Source organism: Mucilaginibacter panaciglaebae (genome assembly GCF_039539265.1).
Taxonomy (GTDB): domain Bacteria; phylum Bacteroidota; class Bacteroidia; order Sphingobacteriales; family Sphingobacteriaceae; genus Mucilaginibacter; species Mucilaginibacter panaciglaebae.
Genome location: NZ_BAABCV010000003.1, coordinates 1 through 17694, shown reverse-complemented (window position 1 = coordinate 17694; position 17694 = coordinate 1). Strand labels below are relative to the sequence as shown.

The following is a 17694-nucleotide window of genomic DNA, read 5'->3' as shown; positions in this document are numbered from 1 at the left end:
AATCGGATATTTACCGTGTACTTTCCGCCTTCGCTTTTATTAACACACGAGGTAAGATAGAAAAATCAATTCTTGAGTTCCATTCATTATCGTCCCAACCTGCTACTGTACCGCAATTGCCGCTATTCCACGCAGGGTTTAAAATACCCTTTGCATTGGTCCAGTTAACCTCGTTACCACGAACCTCAATTATAGCGCATGAGCTTATATTGGTATATTGGTTCCATACAGATATCCCTACGTTTGTAAACGTGTTCCTTTTTGCGTATATCTTATTATTTAAAATTCGCATATCGGTGCCCCCGGCCACGCCGATACCGTATTGCCCGGGATTAACCAGCAAATTGTTTTCGACTAGTTGATGGCTGCCTCCTGCGTCCCCCAATGCAATGCCTCCGCCTGTTCTGCTTGGGCCACCACCACGTATCCGGTTATTTTTAACTGTAATCGGACTTGCAGCCGTACCATTGCTACTATATAAGCTTATCGCATCTTCGGCATAACTTTGCCCAATTATATTTTCGCATGTATTATTAGCTATTAAACACCGTGGGCCATTTACATTATTAAACTGAACAAATTGCCCCCGTGGCAACGGCCCTCTCATATTTAAAAATTGATTGTCGGTTACAACTATACCGCCCCCATTAGTTTGTTGCACATATACCCCTGTGCTTACATTGCTGATGTAGTTATGATCAATAGTCACGTTTTTACACCGATAAAGGTAAATTCCAACGGCTGTCGAGTTAAAAAGCCTGTTACCGGTGATGCGGATATTGCTGCAGTTTTTTAAAGTTATAGGCGGAACGTCATCTCCGGTTATCACCAGTCCGCTGATAGTTTTATTATGCATATCAGACAACGAGATTGTTCTTGAAACACGATGCTTTGTTGCTGTTTCTTTGTGATAAGGCGTCGACAATACTCCGGCCGCACGCTCAGCGATATTAATACCCCTGTCATCGATAAATGATGTTAACACGGCTACAATTATGAGAGTGAATAATAAAATTACTGACCGGTTAATCCCGTTGTTTTTTATTTTAATATGATCGGGTTTCCGCCGTGGACGGCAACTTTTGTCGTGCAGCATGATAGATTTTACAATTAACAAGGTGTTTATATGTTGTCCGTGAAGTGTTTTTCAACAGATGTTTAGCTTTAATAAAAAATGAATTACGGTATTGTTTCACCAGACATCATCTTTAAATAACCACAGGTTAATTATTCACCAAACAGAGGCTTAACTGTTTGAAAAAACGCTTACACACTCGTTGCGATTAAAAAGTATGATTGTTTTGTAATGTATTCTTATTTTATTAACCATTGTTTTAAAAAAAATAAGAAAAATTTTAAAACAATTACTTAAATATTAAATTATTGTATAGTAAAATACGAGAATCTATTTATTTATTAACTATAGAAATATTTACTATCAATACACTACGCCTATGAAAAAAGTTGCCTTAATTACGGGTATAACCGGCCAGGACGGATCATATTTAGCCGAGTTTTTATTAAACAAAGGATATATCGTTCATGGTGTTAAAAGAAGAAGTTCTTTGTTTAACACAGACCGTATAGACCACTTATATCAGGACCCGCACGAAGCTGACCGTAATTTTGTATTACATTTTGGAGATCTATCCGATTCAACTAACCTGATCAGGATCATCCAGCAAACACAGCCTGACGAGATTTATAACCTGGGCGCCATGTCGCACGTAAAGGTGAGTTTCGATACGCCGGAGTATACCGCAAATGTGGATGGTATAGGAACACTAAGAATATTGGAGGCTGTAAGGATTTTAAACCTGGGTAAAAAAACTAAAATTTACCAGGCGTCTACATCCGAATTGTACGGCATGGTACAAGCTGTTCCACAATGTGAAACAACGCCTTTTTATCCGCGCTCGCCTTATGCAGTAGCTAAAATGTACGCTTATTGGATTACTGTAAATTACAGAGAATCATACGATTTATTTGCATGCAATGGCATCTTGTTTAATCATGAAAGTCCGCTGCGTGGCGAAACATTTGTTACCCGAAAAATTACCCGCGGCGCTGCAAAAATTGCTATGGGGTTACAGAGCAGGCTTTACCTGGGGAATTTGGATGCACAACGCGATTGGGGGCATGCTAAGGATTATGTAGAAGCAATGTGGCTAATATTACAACAGGAAAAACCCGAAGACTTTGTTATAGCTACCGGCGTCACTACCACAGTGCGTGAGTTTATCAGGCTTGCGTTTGCGGTTTTGGGTATTACAGTTGAATTTAAAGGTACCGGTGTAGATGAGGTTGGTTATGTAAGTAGTTGCACCAATCCTGACTATATACTGGAAACAGGTCAGGTGGTTGTATCTGTTGATGCTAAATATTTCAGGCCTACTGAAGTTGATCTTTTAATTGGCGACCCTACGAAATGCCAGCAGAAGTTGAACTGGAGCCCTAAATACGATCTAAAAGGCTTGGTTGAGGAAATGGTAAATGCAGATGTGGAGTTATTTATGAAAGAGAAAATACTTAAAGATTCTGGTTATGCAATCAAAAATCAATACGAGTAAACTAAACGTTTTTTTTATAAACAAATCGACGGTAAAATCTCCCGCCACGACTATTGCTAAAATAAAATACCCAGCCGATCTATTATGTTATTAATTAAACTATGAATGATTTTAATAATACCATCGTTCCGTATCCTAAAGAAAAAACAATTTTTGGACTTTTTGAAGAACAGGTAGCAAAAAACCCATCAGCTATTGCTATAGAAAAAGGCCCTGATAAAATAACGTATAACGATTTAAACAAACTGGCCAACCGTTTAGCCAATTTGCTGGTAGCCAAAGGCGTGTTGCCAGAAGATAATGTCGGATTGCTGGTTACCCGCGATTTTGACATGATAATTGGGATGCTGGCTATTATGAAAGCCGGCGGCGCCTATGTACCTATTGACCCGGAGTACCCGGTAGACAGGCAGCTTTACATTTTTAATCAATCAAAGTTAAAACTGGTCATCTCCAATAACGACAACCAACTGAAAGCCAGTATAGGTAATGAGCAGTTCCTTAAAATCAATTTCTCAAACCCTGTTGAGTTAAACGACAGTAACCCTTTATTAAATATTTCATCAACTCAATTAGCTTATACAATTTATACCTCAGGGTCGACCGGTAAACCTAAAGGAGTAATGATTGAACATCATAGTGTGGTGAATTTGATACTATGGGTTAATAACAAGTTTAACGTAGGGCCTGCAGACCGGTTATTGTTTGTCACCTCTATGTGTTTTGACCTATCGGTTTACGATATTTTTGGCATGCTGGCTGCGGGTGGTACTATCATCATTGCCGAGAATAAACAGATAAGGGATGTGCGGTTATTGCAAAACATGTTGCTTGATCACCAGGTTACCTTCTGGGATTCTGTACCCACTACCTTAGACTATCTTGTGCTGAATTTAGAGCAAGAACGCCCGGAGTATAAGTATGACGGGTTAAAAACAATTTTTTTGAGCGGAGACTGGATACCGGTTGACTTGCAGGCCCGTACTAAAAAATTTTTTCCTCAAGCGCAGTTTGTTAGCCTGGGCGGCGCCACCGAAGGCACCGTTTGGTCAAACTATTATATAGTTGACCATGTGAAACCGGAGTGGCGAAGTATCCCCTATGGGAGGCCCATTTATAACAACTTTTTTTACATTTTGGACGAGCAACTGCAACCCGTACCGGTAGGCGAAGCAGGAGATTTGTATATAGGCGGTGTAGGTGTAGCGCGCGGTTATGCTAATGATGCCGAAAAAACTAATGCCGCCTTTATGCCCGATCCGTTTAATACCGAGTTAGGCGGAATGATGTACCGCACCGGCGATACGGGCAGGATGATGCCCGATTTTAACATGGAGTTTTTGGGCCGAAAGGATAGTCAGGTAAAAATTAATGGTTTTAGAGTTGAACTGGGAGAAATTGAAAGCGTTTTAAATAAAAGCGAATTAGTTAGAAGCTGCGTGGTTTTGGCAAAAAAAGGGCCTGATGGCAATAAAAGGCTGATTGGGTATGTGGTGCCAAAAGCAACACTTGAAAAAGAAGCCATGATGGCTTACCTGAAAACCAAACTGCCTGACTATATGGTTCCGGCTACCTGGATTGAACTGGATAAAATGCCGCTTAATTCAAACGGTAAAATAGACAGAAATGCTTTGCCCGATTTTTCAGATGCCTTGTTGCAAAAAAAGCAGCATTTACAGCCCAATACTGCTACCGAAAAGATAGTGGCAAGCGTATGGCAGGAATGCATGGGTTTAACTGATATAAGTATTGATGACAATTTTTTTGCCCTTGGCGGACATTCGCTTATGGCAGTTCAAATTTTATCAAAACTGGAGAAAAAGCTTGGCAAGAGTTTTCAGCTGGCGATTCTTTTTAAGTACCCAAATATTCAGTCGCTGGCCAACTTTATTGACAATGATAAAAAAGAAACGACCTATACATGCCTGGTGCCCATTAAACCCACCGGTAATAAAGCACCATTATATATTATTCATGGCGAAGGGCTGAATGTGCTGAATTTTAGTAGCCTGGCGGCGGCAATGGATAAAGACCGACCAATATACGGGCTACAGGCAGTGGGGTTAAATGGGGTTGATGAACCCTTAGATAGTTTGCCCGAGATTGCAAAATTTTATCTCAGCGAAATAATACGGCACAATCCTACCGGCCCTTATCTTTTAGCAGGCTATTCATTTGGAGGCTATGTAGCATTAGAGATCCGGAAGCAAATGGCCGCTATGGGCAAAGAGGTAGAAAAACTGATTATGTTTGATACTGACGCCGAAAAATCGGAATACAAAGACTGGTATTATATTTTGCCAAAAAAGGTTAAAAGAAATGTGCCCATCCTATTATCGTTTTTAAAATCATCTATACTTCATCCAATCGCCAATTTCAGAAATCAGGACAAAAATCCGTTGCCGGCGTTTTTATCCAAGTATTTCTTAAAAAGGGAAACAAAGAATTTCTATCAGCTTATTAAAAAGATAAAAGACAAGCATTTATATGCTTTTAGAAATTACAAAATGGAACCTTTTAACGGTAAGGTTTATTTGTTTAAAGCAAACATATGTGTTCATTATGTTTATGATACTGAATTTTTAGGATGGAAGAAATATGCTCTTGGCGGTGTGGAATTGTATGATGTGCCCGGCGATCATTTAACAATGATCAGGCCGCCACATGTAGAGGTGTTTGCATCTATATTGAGTGCCAGTTTGGATAAAGAGGAGAAAAATCCGGAAGCTAAAGAAATATTGCATACCATTTCTGCTAATGCCGATGCTATGGAACAGATCAAGGTTTCTCTTTAAAGATACTGGTTTAAAATATTAAAATAATGATACTAACTATTACAACAGAAAATCTGGAAGATTGCGTGTATGCTTTTTTAAAAGCCTATAATGGCCCGCCCTGGAACTATAATTGGACCTATGAGAAAGCAAAAAAATATCTTTCTGAATATGTTGAAAGCGGGCGATTTGTTGGTTTTGTTTTATATGACGAGGACAAAATTGTAGGCGCCACTTTTGGGCATATTAAAACATGGTGGACCAGCGAACAATTGATGATTGACGAGTTTTTTATCTCGGGCGAAAAGCAGGGCATGGGTTATGGTAAAAAACTCCTCTCCTATTGCGATCAGTACGCATCAGAAAATAACATAGGTTCTATCGTGTTAATGACAAACCGTTATATGCCTGCATACGGCTTTTATAACAAAATTGGTTATACCACCACAGAACAATATGTCTTTATGTTTAAGCAAATAATATGAAATACTTTATAAAATTATATAGCGCATCGTTGTAAACTATTCGTTGTTAAACTGGTTATCCTTACCATATAATTACACTATCACCATGAAAAACATTACTCAAATTACACTTTTTGCACTCTCTTTAATTCTATCTTCCTGCGGTGTGTTTAAAGATAGCGAATACAAGAATGTATCATACTTTCAAAACATTGATCATTCCGGCTTTCACGAAGAAAAAATTGATAATTATACTCCGTTTAAAATACAGCCCGGCGATATTTTAGGCATAAACGTAAATAGCATTAATCAAGAGGCTGCCTCAGTATTTAACACCAGTACTAACCGTATTAACGGGTCAAGCCCGGATGCTATTAATCCCGTTTATGGTTTTAAGGTAGACGCTAATGGGAATGTGCAATTGCCGCTGGTGGGTGAAATGAAAGTAACCGGAATGACCACCGATGAGGTGGCAAAGCAATTAACCGGCAACCTGGTGCCTTATCTTAAAAGCCCGATAGTTAATATCCGTGTCTTAAACTTCAAAGTATCGGTTTTTGGCGATGTATTGAGGCCCAATGTATATCATATTCAAAACGAGCGCGTAAATATTAACGAAGCAATAAGTCTGGCTGGAGATTTAAATATTACCGCTAACAGGAAAAATATTTTGCTGGTGCGCGAAGAAGATGGCAAGCGCATGTATTATAATATCGATTTAACTAAAAAAGACCTGTTTTATTCGCCTTATTATTATTTACACAATAACGATGTAATATATGTAGACCCGGATAAAACTAAATACGATACTGTTAGCCGTAGCTATAAACACACTACAATAACGCTCTCTGCACTTTCAATTGCTGCGGTTGTCCTTTCAGCCTTGTTTGTATATTATCGTTAACGTTTAACTTATAGTGTAATAATATCATGATTAATCAATCAACTGTTTATAACAAGCCGTATCAAAATACCAGCAACGAGGAGGCTATTAATTTAAGGATGTTGCTGATGAAATATGCCGACTATTGGCAACTATTCCTTATCTCGTTTCTGATTGCCTTAATAGGCGTATTTATTTATAAAAAATATGTGCTGCCGACATATGATATAGTGGCTACACTCGAAATCCAGGACATCAGCGATAAACCTCAGGCTGAAAAAACCTCTTTGGTGGATTTTCAGCAATTAGACCAGGTGAACGCTCCTCGCGTAGTAGAAAACGAAATGGAGATATTAAAATCCAACCAGCTTATTAAGCAGGTAGTTGATAATTTCCAGTTGTGGGCCAATTATAAATTAAAGGGCGGTACCGTCAAAAACTCGGACCTGTATGGTGAGAGCCCAATTAAAATAAATCTGCTAAATCATACCAAGCCTATTACGCCTCAAAAACTGCAGTTTCAGCTTATTGATGAAAACACCTACATGCTTACGGGTGATGATAGCAATTCCGGCAAACATCGTTTTGGCGAAACTATAACCGATGAAATAGGTTCATGGACAATTACAGCAAACGATAATTTAAAGAACTACATTGGCAGTGTTGTCGAAATTAAGGTAAATGATCCGGAACTTACGGTTTTAAACTATCAAAATTCATTAAAAGTAGAAGCCGAACAAAAGCCTGCCAGCGTAATTAATGTTTCTATTGCTGATAAAAATATTAAAAGAGGCCAGGACTTTATCAACTACCTTATCTATTTTTATAAGCAGAATGAAGTTGCTGAAAAAAACAGGATTGCGAAAAGCACACTTCAATTCATTGATGACAGGCTTGATTCTCTTTCGGGTCAATTAAACCATGCGGAGAATAGAATTGAGGGTTACCGTAGCCAAAACGCGTTGACCGATGTTAACGCGCAATCCCAGATGTATTTACAGCAGATACAAACTAATGGCGAAAAACTGAATGATATCAATATCCAGTTAAACATCATCAGTAAACTGGATGATTATTTAAGCCAACTGTCAAATGGTAATGCCACTGTCCCTTCTACCTTAGGCATTACAGATCAACATCTGGTTGAGCTGGTGCAAAAACTATCAGATGTACAGCTGGAAAAAAATCGGCTACTTGCTACCCTGCCTGAAAAAAACCCGGCGTTCGATCCGTTGAACAGTCAAATTGCAGCACTTAAAACCGCTATTAAAGACAATATAAAAAGCATCAAATCATCTTTGCTTACTACCCAGCATTCTTTACAGGGCTTTAAATCAAATGTTCAGTCATCAATAAAAAATGTACCTGTGCAGGAGCATCAATTAGCTGGCTTGGGGCGCCAGCAATCAAATAAAGAAACTTTATATACCTACCTGTTACAACAGCGCGAACAAATAGCTTTAACTTATGCTTCATCATCAGCAAATGTCCGTTTAGTAGATGCAGCACATATACTTCCGTTAAAAACTTCAAAAAAATACATACCGTTTGGTGCTGCCTTTCTGTTTGCCTTAATTTTTCCTGCAGCTTGTATTTATGGAAAAGATGTGGTGAAGAACGCAGTTACCAGTCGTAAAGAAATTGAGCGCCAAACCGGTGTGCCTGTGCTATCAGAATTTAGCTATATAAGCTTAAATTCTCCAACTGCTTTTAACGATAAAAACAATAAAGACGGTTTTATATTGATAGAACAATTCAGGCACCTGCGCTCGCGGCTTACCTTACTTAATTCTGAGAATGTAAAGGGCGCAGCAACCTTAATAACTTCAAGTGTAGCAAACGAAGGAAAAAGCTTTATTAGCAGTAACCTTGCTATCTTTTTGGCCAATGCTTCTAAAAAAACCATTTTACTGGAAATGGATATTTATAAACCAAATATTAGTAAAACATTTGGTTTAAATGCAGCGCCAGGTTTAACCAATTACCTAAAAGGGAAAACCACTATACAAAATATCATACGAAAAAACGAGCAATATCCTAACCTTTCTATCATTTCAAGCGGAGAATTTATTGATGATTTTTCTGAGCTACTGGATCAGGAACCATTTCAAATTCTGGTAGAAAAGCTAAAAACAGAATATGACTATGTATTGTTTGATACTCCGCCGGTACATGCCATAAGCGATGCGCTGTCGCTTGCCAGGTATTGCGATAATACCCTGTACGTAGTGCGTTATGATGAAACATCCAGAACCTTATTGCCATTTATTCAGAAACTGAACGCAGAGGGGTTACTTCCGGGCATGAACATCATATTTAACGGCTTGACAGGCAGACGGGATAGCGAGGGGTCACGATATGAAAATTACTATAAAAAATAACTCAAGTTTATTGGTTTAATGACGATTCTCCTGGACAAACAGGGGCAGCAAACGTTTGTACCAAGGCATAGCGATACTAAAATTACACACGGTGATAAAATTGTTAAAAGGATATATTAATTCGTTATCTGAGGGAAATAAAGAAAGAACGACAAAAGTAAATTTCAATATTGCTGTTTCTTTTATTTTAAGGGCGGTAAGTATTGTTGTTTCGTTCCTTACAATTTCGTTTTCGCTTAAATTGCTTGATACCAACAAGTATGGTGTTTGGCTGGCAATTTCTTCAACTGTAAGCTGGATCAGTATACTGGATATTGGTTTGGCTAACGGGCTGCGAAATAAAATAGCTGAATATTTGGCTGTAAAAAATTACGAGGAAGCAAAAATTGCGGTATCATCTACTTATGCAATTTTATTTATCATCGTAGTTCCAATTTTGCTGCTATTTGCTGTTTTTTTAAAATTTGCAAATTGGAATTCCATATTCAATACCAAGCTTAACGAAAGGGAACTGTTACTTACTGTAGCCACGGTTTTTATCGGGCTGCTAATGCAGTTCTTTCTGAAACCAATTTCTTCTATTCTGCAGGGCGATCAAAAGATCTATAAAGCCAACCTTATTCAGTTGCTTTGCAATTTTATTCCCCTCATCCCTATTATATGCTTTAGTAAATATGTAAGAGGTTCCATGTTCGCATTGGCTATAGCGCAAACTATATTACCGGTATTTGTACTTATAGTTTATACCCTTGTATTATTTCAAACCCAATATTCCAGGATCAAACCATCATTAAAACAGGTAAATCTTGCCAAAAGCAAATCATTATTTGGCTTAAGCTTCGCATTTTTTATTGTACAGATAGCCGGTGTATTCTTATACTCAACAACAGAGCTGATCATAACACGTGAGTTTGGAGGGTCTGATGTTACCTTATTCAACCTGTTATTTAAATATTTTTCAACTACAGGCCTTATCCTTAGCATTATCCTGGCCACCTACTGGAGTGCGTTTACCAATGCTTTCGCTTTAAATGATTTTACCTGGATAAGAGCCAGTATCAGGAAATTAGTTAAGATTGCCTGCCTGCTTTTGGCAGTTACTTTGGTGCAGCTTTTATTGGTAGTACCTGTGTTTAAATTATGGGTTGGCGACAAAATACACGTGCCGTTTACATTAAGTGTAATACTGGTTATCTATTTCAGCATCACCTTGTTTACCTCGGTATTTTCAATGGTATTAAATGGCATGGGGAAAGTAAAAGTACAGGCTATTGTTTCGCTAATTACGGCAATTTTACACATACCTGTGGTATTGTTCTTTATCCGGCATTTCCATTGGGGGCTAAACTCATTGGTATATGCCAGCGCGTTATGGGCACTTATACAAGTTTTTGTGTGGCGAAAAGAAATAAATTCTGTTTTGAAACTTGAGGAAAAAGCGCCGGAGGAAGAATTAGTTAATTCTGAATTAGTTTTTAATACAAAATAAGCATATGTATTATTTCGTCACTTTGCTTTTTGTAATTCTATCTGCCAAGGCATCGTTTATTGACCTTACCAATATATGCTGGGTTGCAATTGATATTATCTTTCTATGGGTAGGCTTCGAAAAAGCAAGGCTTACTAAAAGTGATTTTACGTTGTTTGGAAAGTTCTCATTAATATATATTGCTTTTTGCACTTTCCGGTCAATTTTCCTTGTTCACCTGCCATTCAGTTTTTATGTTAATGACATCATATTCCTTTTTAAATACATATTCACAAGTTTCCTTTTTTGCGCAATTTTAAAGGATAAGGCTATTCCCTACTTAATTAAAGTGATCTTTCAGCTTGCAATTCTTTCTTTGCCGCTATACTGCTTACAACTGATAGCCGGCGACCAATTGTACGCCTTTGGAAAATTTTTAAACTTACCTCATGCACATTTTAACGGATATGTTAACTTTTTAGTTTTCACCTATATAAAGCAACATCATATCCGCAATGCAGGTTTCTCATGGGAGCCGGGCGCTTTTGGTTTCTTTCTGAATTTAGGTTTGCTGTTACACCTGGTAACCAACAATTTCAATTTTGATAAACGCGCAAAATGGATAATGCTTGCAATAGTTACCACGCTATCTACAACCACTTACGTCGCGTTTGCCTTTATTATATTGCTATACTTTAGAGGAAGAGGTGCAAAACTTATGACCGTGTTGCTTTTTGTTGCGCCAATACTTTGCGTTCTGGCCGCAACAGTACCTTTTATGTTGGATAAGATTGTTGTGATTTATAACAAGGATATGGATGACATGAAAAACATCCAAACGCTTAGCGACTGGTATGTTCAACATGACGAAACCATGCCTTTAAATAGGTTTGCAAGCGGTTTATATCTTATCCGTTTGTTTGGTTATAACCTTATTTGGGGCGTTTCTAATATCTATAATCGCGTTCTTCCTATTCTTAAAAGCTTAAACCTTTCTAACGGCATATTTGTGGTAATGGCACAGTTTGGCGCAGTAGGGTTAACTTTTTTATTGCACAAATGTTATGTGTTTTTCAAACAGCATACGCGCAGTATCGAGCTTAGCATTTATGGGCTACTGGTAATACTTATTTGCGGTTTTGGTGAGTGCATTTTTGTAACCTCCATTATTCTTTGTTTTTTGTTTTTTTATCATTATACCATACCAAATATTACAGAGGAAGATAGCTTGTTTGACGAAAACAGATTAACAAACAACCGTTTGGCTTTAGTTGATTAGTTGGATATATATAATGCGGACAGTAATTACCCCTTAACTTAAGATTTAAATTATTATGAAAGTATTGTGGTTTTCTTTATCTCCCGGCTTAAGCGATGCTTATTTAAATAATAATTACGAAGGCATCGGCTGGATCAAATCGCTGGAAAAAAATATTCAGGATAAGATAGACCTTTCTATTGCCTTTTACCATGATAAAGATATAGCGCCGTTTAAATTAGGGGCTACAACTTATTATCCTATTAAACGGTATAAAAATGGTAAACTAACCAAGATAAAAAGGCGTCTGCTAAATACGATTGAAAGCCCGCGTGACATACAATTGTTTTTGCAGGTGGTCAAAGAGGCTAAACCCGACCTTATCCATATCCACGGGACGGAAAGCCCTTTTGGCCTGATACAAAAGTATACTGACATCCCCACGGTAGTTTCCATACAGGGGACTATAACGGTTTACCGGTATAAATTTTTTTCAAAAATATCCTGGTTTGATGTGCTAAAGCACTCAGATTTAAAAAGTTTACTTTTCGCCAGGACGTTTATACATGTTTACAAGCAATTTGCAAAGATTGCTTCAAGGGAACAAGATATCTATAAACATTCTAAGCATTTTATTGGCCGTACTGCCTGGGACAGAAGGGTGACGAAGATTTTAGCTCCTGATGCCGGGTATTATCACAACGATGAAATTTTACGAAGTGGCTTTTATACCAATAAATGGTCTTTTAAACCTGCCGGCAAACTTCAATTATTTACCACTATTTGGGGGAATATATATAAGGGGCTTGAAACATTGATAGATTGTGCACGCTTACTTGATAATATCAATATTGAATATGATTGGCACTTAGCTGGCATTGGGCGAAATGATGAAGTTGTTAGTATAGCTTCAAAAGGCAATAAGCACCAGATATCGCCTAATATCAAGTTTTTAGGGATGATTAATGAAACAGCGTTAATTGAGGGCCTGTTGCAATCACATATTTACATAGCAACTTCACATATTGAAAACAGCCCTAACAGCCTGTGCGAAGCGTTGATTTTAGGCGTACCCTGTATCGCTACCAATGCTGGCGGCACAAGCAGCTTGATGGAGGACAATAAAGAAGGCATTTTAATACAAGACGGCGATCCGTATGCTATGGCCGGAGCTATTATGGAGTTAAAGGATAATTACAAAAAGGCAATTGAATATGGTGCAAAAGCACGTGAGCGTGCCCTGTTAAGGCACGACCAGCTTAAGATAACTAATGATCTGCTGTCTATTTATGAAGCAATTTTACAAACCAAACATGAGCCGTCGCCACTGGTAGCAGTAAATGCTAACATGCCGGAAACGAACGAACTCTTAACTGCGAATTAGCAGTTAAGTGAAATTTTATAAATCACAAACTTTTATCACTAATTGGTGTACTGAAAATATAAGATACAAAACCTATGAAAATCGCCGCGTTAAGCTGCTCATATAACAGAATAAAAACAACGAGCAGGTTTTTAAAAAGTATTGTTAACCAAGATATGCCCGATGGTTATACAATGGATATATACCTGCTGGATGATAATTCACCTGATGGCACTGCCGCTTATGTTCAGTCCCATTTCCCGACTGTTAAGGTGGAAAATGGGTCAGGATCCTTGTTTTGGGCCGGCGGGATGCGTACCTTATGGAAAAGGGTGATGGAAAAAGACGAGTACGATTTTTACCTATTACTTAATGACGATGTTGTATTAAAAGAAGGTGCCATTAAAAACCTGGTATCGGCACATGCTCTATCAAATCACGACGGGAATATAATAATGGGGACTGTTTTAGATAGTTCTGCGCAATACATAACCTACGGAGGCTGGAAATTAACCAATAAAATAACCGGAAACGCTGTTTTTTTAAGACCAGATAACGAAAAATTATTAGCATGTGAAATTGGCAACGCCAATATTATGCTGGTTGATAAAGCCACGGTAAAAAAAATCGGTATTTTGTCTGAACATTACACCCATGGTATAGCTGACTATGACTATACCTTAACCGGTGTAAAAAATGGGGTTAAAGCATGGGTGGCACCAGGATATTATGGTAATTGCGACAATGACCATATGATGACCTGGTTGCCTCACGGGACGCCTTTAAAAAAACGAGTGGAATACTTGTATAGCCCAAAAGGTTTAGGATATAAACAGTTTTTACGATATACATGGAAACATTTCCCTTTATCGCTGCCAGTGATATTTGTTAAACTTTGGGTAAAAACTTTATTCCCGGTTTTGTACGATAAATACAAAAAGGATAAACTTTACACCGAGAAACAAATGCTTAATATAAAAGGTACTTAAGTAATTTGCTTATCCTTCAATATGTTTAAGTATCGGCTACGCCGGATAACTTTACGCTGGTTTTCCATAGCATAGTTTTTATTGCGCTCCATATTATAACGCCTCAACCCGACAATTAAATACTAAGTGAATATTCTTTTCCAAAAAATGTATACCACTATCAACTAAATGAAAATTGTAATTATTCATAATGATCTGCGTGTGTATTGGAAGCGAAGGCTGATCTATTTAAGAAATTTTTTAAACACTAAAGGTATCGATCTTTATGCCATTGAACTTTTTGGTAAAGGGTCTCCTTATGATTTTGACCTGTACAGTAAAAGCGAAACCTGGTGGGATTGCCTTTTCCCGGATAAAAGCAATGAGCAGCTCACCAAATACCAAATCAAGGACCGGATATTTTCTAAATTGGATGAACTGGATCCGGATGTTGTAATTGCCGGGTCGATTGTTTTTTATGCTGGAGCATTGTCATTGCGATGGGCGAAAAACAATAAAAAAAAATTCATAATGTTTGATGATGCAAAGGCTTCGAATGTGAAGCGGAATATCTTAGTACAAACAATTAAGAATTTGATAATTAGGCAGATTGATGCTTTGTGGCTACCGTCAACTGACTATGAAGAAGGTTATGCGTCGCTATTAAATAACAATAAGATTCATTTTTTTTATGGATACGATTGTATTGACAATGATCATTTTAAATTTAAAGGCGAAAGGAAATTTGATAAACAAACTATTATTTGTGTAGCCCGGCTGGTTCCGGTAAAAAACATTGAAAATTTAATAAAAGCCTGGCGCGCTATAGAAGAATACAACAACAACTATAAGTTAATTATAATTGGTGACGGCCCGTTGGTTAATGAATTAAAAGAACTTAAGAAGTCGCTTCAAATTAACAGAGCTTACTTTTTGGGCGCGATGGAGAATGAAAAAGTGCTTGAGCACTTGCATGAGGCGGATGCGCTCGTTTTACCGAGCTTTGCTGAAAGCTGGGGTTTGGTGGTAAACGAAGCTATGGCCGCGGGTCTGCCCTTACTGTTAAGCCATAAAGTTAATGCCGCTAATACCTTATTAAAAGAAGGGGTTAACGGATTTAGCTTCGATCCGTCGAATATTATAGAAATGCAACAAAAGCTCCTCAGTTTTATCGAATTGCCGGAGCCTGCCAAAAAAGAAATGTCCGACAACTCTTTTAAAATAATAAGTAGGATGGATTTTAAAAATATGGGGCAGGAACTGGAAGGTGCGTTAAATTGGCTTGCGCAACGGCCGAACAACAGGCCCGGTGTACTTGCCAGGTTAATGATTCATTTATGGTATGGCAGATATAACACTGCAGGTTGGGATACAAAAGAAGACTGGAACGATAAACGGTTGTTTAGGTAATGAGTAAACCGCGTACAAACAAAACAGCCGCTAAATTAGCGGCTGTTTTTGTTTTAAATATTAGGATCAGGAAACCTGATTATTTCATAGTTATTATAGTTGCGGGTAGTATCGCAGGCGTTATATTGTTAGACGCCCAGATGTTACTTTTCCAACCGTTAATGGTACCACAGTTCCCCCCGTCCCAGTTAGAGTTTTGATACCCTCCTGCTGCAGTAAAATTCACTTCATTACCACTGATGCTTACTATTGAACATCCGCTGGTTGAAGCATATTGGTTCCAGGCAAACGTACCCACATTTGTGTAAGAAGCCTGGGCTGCGTATATCTTATTGTTTAAAATAGACATTACATTACCTGCCGCAATAGCAATTCCATACTGGCCCGGATTAACTAAAATGTTATCAGATGCAACCTGGTAGCTACCGCCGCCATCGCCTAATGCTATGCCGCCACCGCTTTTGCTTGGGCCGCCTCCGCGTATCCAGTTATTAGAAACAGTTATAGGGCTTTCGGCTACGCCATTGCTTTCAAAAATATTGATAGCGTCCTCCGGGTTACTTGATCCCATTATATTTTCGAACTTGTTACCCATAATTTTATTCCCTGCACCGTAGCAAGCATTAAGCTGAACAAACTGTCCGCGAGGCATAGGGCCCATCATGTTTAACATTTGGTTGCCGGTTACATATATCCCTGTACTTGTCGATGCGTAGACACCGCTGGCTACCTTATTGAAATAACAATAATCTATAGTTACGTTAGTACATTTATACAAGTATATGCCAACCGCATTTACATTGGTGCCGTTAACAAAACGCGACAGTGTAATATGAACATTTATACAGTTGTTTAAAGTAATAGCTGGTACTGAACCTGCAGTAATTGAAACGCCGCTGATAGTTATATTATTCACCCCGGTATAACTAATAGGAGCAGACTCTTTATAGGTTAACCCTGTAGTAGCGACAGCTGAAGTTGCAGGTGTACTAGTAGCGGCAGCTGATGGTGCAGGTGTAGTAACAGTAGCTGGTGCTGTAGTTTGCGATAACTCGTCGGGAGAACTCTTTTCTACAGTGGCCGGTTGGGTACTGGTAGGTACAGGTGCAGCTGAGTCTTTCTTGCATGATGAGATTAACGATGCAAAAGTAATAATGAAAAACAGAGAGCATACCATGCCTATTTTTTCTACCGAGAGAAACTTTTTTAACTTCATTTTAACAGTTTTAATTTAATAGTTTAATTATTGTACTCTAATTAGGAGCGTTTGTATGGTTTTAAATACGATTAAAAAACTTTTTTATTGTACCGTTAAATAAATTTTCTAAAAAAATATTTTTTCTGATGAAAATTTCTCTCGGGTTATTTTAGTTATTTAAAGGTTTTTATACTTATACGGTAAAGAAAATAGAAAAGTTTTCTAAATTTTAATTAAAATATAAAAAAAATCATGACGATAATTATTGAATGGGTTCGATACGCTAAAAGTTTGGCACGATTTTTTTTTAAGGATGCGCCTTGTTTACCTAACTATGCCAAACTTTTTTAATATTTCATTCAGGTAAAAACTACATTTCAGCTGTCAGAAAAAGGCATAAAGGGCGAGTACTGCGTACGTTATTGGCGCATGAAGTGGGATATTGCTGAATCTAGCCGGCAAAGTAAACTCTTCTGGTTCTGTAAATTTATTTACAATACAACGTTTATAGGAACCTGAAACGCTATGCGGCATGTTATGTATGCCATCGCAAGTTGGGGTAATGTATTAGGTATTCGTAAGCATCAGTATTCGGGAAGATGAGTCATTAGGATAATCAGCTAGTGCAAAATCAAATAGAGCATGCCCGAAAAATGTTCCTAACCAAACCAATACTGTGCTTCATCCCTGGACAGGGTGCTTTGAGCTTTTTTGCTATACTACTTGCAACTTAAAGGCAAGACCGTAATCGCGCTGACTGCGCCTGATAACTTGTTTTAAGTGTTTCTTCATAATAAGTCAACTTGGATGTTAACCTATTTCAGGACGGGACAATCATATCCATCGGTCATTGACGGCGTGATGTGATGTTTGGCCAACAACTGCTGATATTGTGCTGAGCAGTATTGCAATCCTCTGTCCGAGTGATGTATCAATGGCGCAGCGATTTGTTCTTGT

The 17694-nt window shown here is 38.1% G+C and carries 12 protein-coding genes and 1 pseudogene; 10 read left to right on the top strand and 3 right to left on the bottom strand.

Annotated features, from left to right (window positions below):
- Positions 1-10: 10 nt before the first annotated feature.
- Positions 11-985, bottom strand: a complete 975-nt coding sequence (locus tag ABD772_RS04305) for a right-handed parallel beta-helix repeat-containing protein (RefSeq protein ID WP_345101210.1) — start codon at positions 983-985, stop codon at positions 11-13.
- A gap of 469 nt (positions 986-1454) precedes the next feature.
- On the opposite strand from ABD772_RS04305, the gene gmd reads away from it, so the two are divergent.
- The 10 genes from gmd to ABD772_RS04255 all read left to right on the top strand — a co-directional run bounded on the left by gmd (position 1455) and on the right by ABD772_RS04255 (position 15539).
- Positions 1455-2570 carry a GDP-mannose 4,6-dehydratase gene (gene gmd / locus ABD772_RS04300; RefSeq protein WP_345101209.1) on the top strand — a complete coding sequence of 372 codons (1116 nt, stop codon included), beginning with the start codon at positions 1455-1457 and terminating at the stop codon, positions 2568-2570.
- Between the two features lie 101 nt (positions 2571-2671).
- Positions 2672-5365, top strand: coding sequence for a non-ribosomal peptide synthetase (locus ABD772_RS04295; protein WP_345101208.1), 2694 nt, complete (start codon positions 2672-2674; stop codon positions 5363-5365).
- A 26-nt stretch (positions 5366-5391) separates the two neighbouring features.
- On the top strand, positions 5392-5829 hold the full coding sequence (locus ABD772_RS04290; RefSeq protein ID WP_345101207.1) for a GNAT family N-acetyltransferase: 438 nt from the start codon (positions 5392-5394) through the stop codon (positions 5827-5829).
- 85 nt (positions 5830-5914) lie between these two features.
- Positions 5915-6712, top strand: coding sequence for a polysaccharide biosynthesis/export family protein (locus ABD772_RS04285; protein WP_345101206.1), 798 nt, complete (start codon positions 5915-5917; stop codon positions 6710-6712).
- Positions 6713-6738: 26 nt separating this feature from the next.
- Positions 6739-9072: a GumC family protein gene (locus tag ABD772_RS04280; RefSeq protein WP_345101205.1), complete on the top strand. Its 2334-nt coding sequence runs from the start codon at positions 6739-6741 to the stop codon at positions 9070-9072.
- 91 nt (positions 9073-9163) lie between these two features.
- The gene (locus ABD772_RS04275) at positions 9164-10561 is read left to right on the top strand and encodes a lipopolysaccharide biosynthesis protein (RefSeq protein WP_345101204.1); all 1398 of its coding nucleotides are present in this window, start codon (positions 9164-9166) and stop codon (positions 10559-10561) included.
- Between the two features lie 328 nt (positions 10562-10889).
- Entirely contained in the window at positions 10890-11819 is a 930-nt protein-coding gene (locus ABD772_RS04270; RefSeq protein WP_345101203.1) for a hypothetical protein, read from the top strand.
- Positions 11820-11874: 55 nt separating this feature from the next.
- Positions 11875-13182 carry a glycosyltransferase family 4 protein gene (locus ABD772_RS04265; RefSeq protein ID WP_345101202.1) on the top strand — a complete coding sequence of 436 codons (1308 nt, stop codon included), beginning with the start codon at positions 11875-11877 and terminating at the stop codon, positions 13180-13182.
- A gap of 74 nt (positions 13183-13256) precedes the next feature.
- Positions 13257-14150, top strand: a complete 894-nt coding sequence (locus ABD772_RS04260; protein ID WP_345101201.1) for a glycosyltransferase family 2 protein — start codon at positions 13257-13259, stop codon at positions 14148-14150.
- Between the two features lie 168 nt (positions 14151-14318).
- Complete coding sequence (locus ABD772_RS04255; RefSeq protein WP_345101200.1) at positions 14319-15539, top strand: glycosyltransferase family 4 protein; 1221 nt, start codon at positions 14319-14321, stop codon at positions 15537-15539.
- 79 nt (positions 15540-15618) lie between these two features.
- On the opposite strand, the gene ABD772_RS04250 is transcribed toward ABD772_RS04255, so the two are convergent.
- Together ABD772_RS04250 and ABD772_RS04245 are read right to left on the bottom strand one after the other, a co-directional pair.
- Positions 15619-16755 (bottom strand): NosD domain-containing protein, encoded by a 1137-nt coding sequence (locus ABD772_RS04250; protein ID WP_345101199.1) that lies wholly within the window; start codon positions 16753-16755, stop codon positions 15619-15621.
- A gap of 812 nt (positions 16756-17567) precedes the next feature.
- Positions 17568-17694, bottom strand: a pseudogene (locus ABD772_RS04245) (DDE-type integrase/transposase/recombinase); the annotation flags it as partial.